4 protein-coding genes and 1 tRNA gene are annotated in these 5,411 nt (G+C 39.0%); 2 read left to right on the top strand and 3 right to left on the bottom strand.

The window, feature by feature from the left end:
* Nucleotides 1-91 precede the first annotated feature (91 nt).
* On the top strand, nucleotides 92-964 hold the full coding sequence (locus MNV_RS05350; RefSeq protein WP_096204331.1) for an FKBP-type peptidyl-prolyl cis-trans isomerase: 873 nt from the start codon (nucleotides 92-94) through the stop codon (nucleotides 962-964).
* Nucleotides 965-1,103: 139 nt separating this feature from the next.
* On the opposite strand, the gene MNV_RS05345 is transcribed toward MNV_RS05350, so the two are convergent.
* The 3 genes from MNV_RS05345 to MNV_RS05335 form a co-directional block, all read right to left on the bottom strand.
* Nucleotides 1,104-2,264 (bottom strand): class I fructose-bisphosphate aldolase, encoded by a 1,161-nt coding sequence (locus tag MNV_RS05345; RefSeq protein WP_179293817.1) that lies wholly within the window; start codon nucleotides 2,262-2,264, stop codon nucleotides 1,104-1,106.
* Nucleotides 2,265-2,373: 109 nt separating this feature from the next.
* Nucleotides 2,374-3,129 carry a class 1 fructose-bisphosphatase gene (locus MNV_RS05340; RefSeq protein ID WP_256999955.1) on the bottom strand — a complete coding sequence of 252 codons (756 nt, stop codon included), beginning with the start codon at nucleotides 3,127-3,129 and terminating at the stop codon, nucleotides 2,374-2,376.
* A 172-nt stretch (nucleotides 3,130-3,301) separates the two neighbouring features.
* A tRNA-Gly gene (locus tag MNV_RS05335) sits at nucleotides 3,302-3,397 on the bottom strand.
* A 281-nt stretch (nucleotides 3,398-3,678) separates the two neighbouring features.
* On the opposite strand from MNV_RS05335, the gene MNV_RS05330 reads away from it, so the two are divergent.
* The gene (locus MNV_RS05330; protein WP_096204329.1) at nucleotides 3,679-5,319 is read left to right on the top strand and encodes a PEP-utilizing enzyme; all 1,641 of its coding nucleotides are present in this window, start codon (nucleotides 3,679-3,681) and stop codon (nucleotides 5,317-5,319) included.
* Nucleotides 5,320-5,411 lie beyond the last annotated feature (92 nt).

Genomic DNA, 5,411 nt, shown 5'->3' with positions numbered 1-5,411 from the left:
ATAAAGCCAAAGGTTTCGGGACTACACACCCTGAATCAAATATCGTAACTTACTTATACATTATCATCTCTATGAGATGCAGAGTGATATTATGAAGAAATTATTAATTATTTTCTTAGCCGCTATTATATTATTCAGCGGTTGTGTAGATCAAAAAACCGTAAAGAGTGGGGATACAGTTTCCATTGATTACATTTTAAAACTTCAGGATGGAAAGGTTTTCGATACATCTATAGAAAGTGTTGCGAAAGAAAATAATATTTATAATTCAAACAGATCCTATAAGCCATACCCGTTTACAGTCGGGAAAAATGATACAATTAAAGGCATTGATGAGGGTGTAATTGGTATGAAGGCAGGAGATACGAAAACTCTAGAGATACCGCCTGAAAAGGGATATGGCGATATTGATCCCAGTCTAATCCATGCCATCCCCATAATACAGGACATACCGGCAATAAGAAATTACTCGAAGATTATTGAAATTCCAGCTAATCAGTTCAACAGAACATTCGGTCAGGAGCCTAAAATCGGTGATACTGTCGTATATCCACAGACGAATATTAATTTTACGGTCCAGAATATTGCATCGAATGTGTCATTGCTATTAAATCAGACAGTTGGATACAAGATCTGGTTTTTAGGAGCACCCTGGAACGAAACTATTGTAAAAATAGATGATAAGAATGTTACAACAAAACCTGATGTTAAAAAGAATGAAATTATCCAGCTTCAAGGCGCTGCATGGAACAGCACTGTGGTCGATGTAAATAACGAGAATATCACCCTGAGACATAACGCCATCCCAGATACCACTGTTCAAAATATGTTCGAAGTGGTAAGAGTACATTTCAATGAAACATCCGTGATACTTGACCGAAATCCTGAGCTTGCTGGCAAGACATTGATATTTAATGTAACTTTAAGGTCAATTGATACAGGGGCAAGAAATAGGAGTGAATGAAAGTAACAGTGAGTCTGATTAAAGCAGACGTGGGCGGTCGTGCAAGCGTGCATCCGGACCTGACGGAGACCTGATTAACCACGTCTCCTTGATTGTTCCAGCAGAAAAGGGGAGTGGAATTTTATAAACAGTGTCTTTCTTAATATCCTGTAAACCTGGGCTCTGTCAACTTTCTATGAAATTCTGGCATGCTAATAACATCATTGACTGCACGAGCCGTTTCGAGCCCCTCCTTCACCGGAAGCCCCCAGATGTTTCTACCATAAATGGCTCCTTCAGCCCCAGCTTTCATCAGGATTTCTGTCTGTTTTTTCAGAGTTTCTGTTGGATTCCCTGGCAGTTTTGGACCCCCTGAAAAAATAACAATGGAATAGGGAGCAGCTTGAACAACGAGGCTTGCTCTTAACGATTCCTGCTCCATTGTCAATGCTGTCTCAGCATCCTTCGGTTCAAGGTATTTGTATGCAATCATACTTGAATTCTTTTTTGCCAGACTGTCTATGTATGCATCATATGCCCTTCGGTTGTCAGGTTTTATCTTTAAGGGATACTTGGTTTTTATTAAGTCTGCCCCCAACAAACCAGATGCTATTGAAACCGCATAATGTGTCCAGTACAGGCTATCCGCCTGTGTCATACCCTGAAACTCGCCATTTTTATCCTTCAATTGAATTTTTTCATCAAGCCCCGGGCCACGTGCATAAGCCCATACCACGGCTACCAAACCGACTTTATGGGCCTCTCTGATGATTTCTGCAGCTCTCTCCAGATCGGCTTTAATGTGCTCGCCACCCGGGTAAATGGTCAAGCCGATCGCAGATGCTCCGTATTTTAGTGCGTCCTCTATAGTGCCTGCTGTTGACATTATTCCGGCGCTTAACGGCTGCGTTATGTGCCCATCGATTTTGTATATCAATGGTATATCCGGTCTGAATAAGTGTTTTGATTGCCTGATATTACCAGGGTGCAGGACATAGCCAGAAAAATTGCCGCTGTTAACTAATTCTGCTATTGCACGTATGTCTGCTGAGCCTTTTCCTTTCAGATTAATCTCCTCAGCGGTTGCATCGTCTCTTTCCCATAAAAATTCATGTCCAGGACCATGCTCTGAGCTTTTCTGATCAAAGGGCATGAACAGGGCTGTTCCGTTTCCTGGACCATGAGAATAAAGCATGCGATAAAGGTTAGCTTCAACTCCGGCTTCCAGAAATCGCATCCTTTCAAGCCTTGGTCGCACAGCCACATTGTCAGCGACGCTAATATCTAAATCAACTTCATCGATATGTTTTTTGGAATTCATTAAGGTTTGAATGAAAGTCATGGTTATATCCCTCTTTTAATTCAGTGTTTGTCCTCTTTTAATGCATATTCGCTTATGTAATTAAATATAACGCTTTATTACATTAATCTTATCCCGTCATCAGCTTTTCAATAAGTTCAATCTCTTTCTTCCCGCCCGCATAAATCGGCGTCCTGACATCGATGGACTGAGGCTTGATGGATAAAATATCGGTCTTCCCATTGCTTATCGCTCCACCCGCTTCGGATATTATCTTTCCCATGGGATTAGCTTCAAATAACAGGCGCAACTTACCCTTTTCTTTATCTTTGAATCCCGGGTAAGTGAACACTCCGCCTTTGTGGAGAATCTGGTGTACATCTGCAACAAAAGAACCACTGAAGCGCAACTTATAACCATCTTTCTCAAGGGTTTCTATGAATTTAGCGTGCTGTGGCAGGTAATCTTTTCGGAGGGCACCGGGTGCGTATATTTTGCCGTCTGGAATTTTAATATCTTTTTCTTTCAGATTAAATGCTCCTTTTTCATCCATTAAAAATTCATGTACACCGTTTCCGGTTGTTAAAGTAAGCGTAGTCAAGGGACCGTAAAGAATGTACATCGCTGCGATCATGTTGGCGCCTTTTTCCAGGACATTGCCCGGATAAATTCCGATGATTGTACCTACTGTCAGGTTCACATCAATCAAGGAAGAGCCATCGAGAGGATCGATGACAACACCAAATTCATTTTCAGGTTTATCAACCTCGATTATATTTGGCTGTTCTTCGGTAGCTATAAATCTCACTAATCTTGATTTTCTTAAACTATTAACTAAAACATCGTCTGCCCATTTATCCAGAGCCATCTGCTCTTCACCGTAGATATTAATGGTACTTTCAGCATTCTGCGTTTCCTTTGGTCGAAAGAAAAATCCCTTTTTTATTTCACTCGCCTGCTCGCTAAAAAAAGTATTAAATCGGATATTTTTTTTTCGGTGTTAATCTCATAAAGAAACTCTTTTAATTTGATTGCTGTAATTTTCTCACTTCCTCGTATGCGGCTGCCGGGATTCGAACCCGGGTTAGAGGCTGTTTCCCGCCATAAGATCGGTCGATGGGAAGCCCCTGTCATAGCCGCTGGACCACAGCCGCATTTTGACTTATTTTCGTTTGTAATACAGGTTCAAGCAATATATGGTTTATGGTTTGAGTGGGTTTGTTAAATAAGTTCTTTTCTGTTTAAAAAGTCAATATTTTGTTTAAAAAGCAAGAGCATGAGAACAATCGTGATGCAATAACCGATAGCGCCCCAACTTCACGTGAAGCGGACAAGGACAACCTTTAATAGCTACAGAAGAAATTCATCTAATGATAATAGGTATAACGGGGTAATAATAATATCTAAGAAATACCTGAACGTTGGTGGGAAAAACATGAGTAAGGAAATAACATGGTCGAGGATGAATTTGAAAGAGGTCATATCTGAACTCCCATATCCTCTAACACAATCGTTTTTTATGAAAGCTAATAAGATACTTTTTGTAGAGCAATATAAAAGGATGGGTTATGTTCTTCCCGAAGATATTGAACTTATCAAGGCTTTCTATGGGAGACCTTATTTTAATGTGAATATTATGATGAAAATGACGAATGATTATGGTACCGACCCTGAAATTATAAAAATGACAATGGGGGGATTTCAGCCCATAGAAAAGCTTGATAAACTATCATTCTTTGGGCAAATAAAAATGATATTTACCTATATTAAATCATTCATATTACTAAGTAATATCGACAAAGTATCAAAGAATTCTTTTAAAGCAATAAGTGATAGATACAGGACAGATTTCAATAGAGATTTAAGAAGCATCACTGATAAAGAAGCTATTGAGTACCTTGATTCGATTGATGAATTAGTAATAAAAAATGACCTGACATTGATTGTTGGTGGGTTTGCAACCTACTCATATCGTGAACTGAGGAAATTGCTAAAAAGTCTTAATGTTGAAAACCCGGATGATATTATCAATCAATTGGTAACAGGCACAGATAATATAATATCTGCTAACCAAAATCTTGAACTAATGCGGCTTGCTGGATATGTGAAGGATAATGGTTTAGAATCTTTGTTAGAAGAAGATTATGATAAAATATCAGATACTAAATTCAAACAGATGTTGACCGAATTCTTACACAAATTCGGTCATAGAGGGTTATACGAAGGATGTGTTGAAAACCCACGATATTATGAAAATCCAACATCTATATTGAAAATTATTAAGGACTATGTTAAGGCAGGAATGATACATCCACAGGATGTCATAAATCGCCAGAAGAAAATAAGGGAAGATGCTACAGAAAATATATTAAAACACAACGGATTATCTTATTTCAAAAAGAAACTATTCAAAAACCATCTTGATAGTTACATACATTTCATGGCTTTAAGAGAGGAAAACAGATATCATTATGCAATGACTTTCACGCTTTTAAGAAGACATTACCTTGAGATAGGCAGGAGGTTTGCTGAAAAGGGAATTCTGGAAGAACAGCATGACATATTTTTTCTGCTGATACCTGAAGTCAAAAAACTTTTAAGTGGAGAAAAGGGTGATTTTAAAAAGGTCGTGGATGAAAGGAAATCAGAAAGAGAAAGAAATTCAAGATACCATGTTCCTGATGTTTTCGTTGGGGAGTTCAAGCCTGAAATGGTAAAAGAAAATGTCAGAAAACTTAAAAAAGTGTTTACAGGTTACTCTGCAAGTTCAGGCATAGTGCAGGGGAGAGCAAGAATCATTCATTCCCCTGAAGAATTTGGAAGATTCAAGGCAGGGGAAATCCTTGTGGCTCCGACCACAGACCCCATGTGGTCAAATCTGTTCCCTATTGCAAAAGCGGTAGTAACAGAGATGGGAGGAGTGCTGTCCCATGCATCTATCGTAGCCCGTGAATATGGAACTCCCTGCGTTGTTAATGTACAGGGAATTGTAGATGCTCTGAAAGATGGTGATTTGATAGAAGTGGATGGAAAAAGTGGTTTGGTCAGGATATTAACTGAGGAAATAATATCATGAAAACGGCTCAGATTAACGAACTGCTCTTAAAAATCCTGTACCATAGCATCTGTGTGGTTATTCACCCAACTTTACCCCTGCTTATAGGACAA

The sequence above is a fragment of the Candidatus Methanoperedens nitratireducens genome (genome assembly GCF_900196725.1).
GTDB lineage: Archaea > Halobacteriota > Methanosarcinia > Methanosarcinales > Methanoperedenaceae > Methanoperedens > Methanoperedens nitroreducens_A.
The sequence above is the reverse complement of the archived record's forward strand: the minus strand, read 5'-3'. Positions and strand labels throughout refer to the sequence as shown.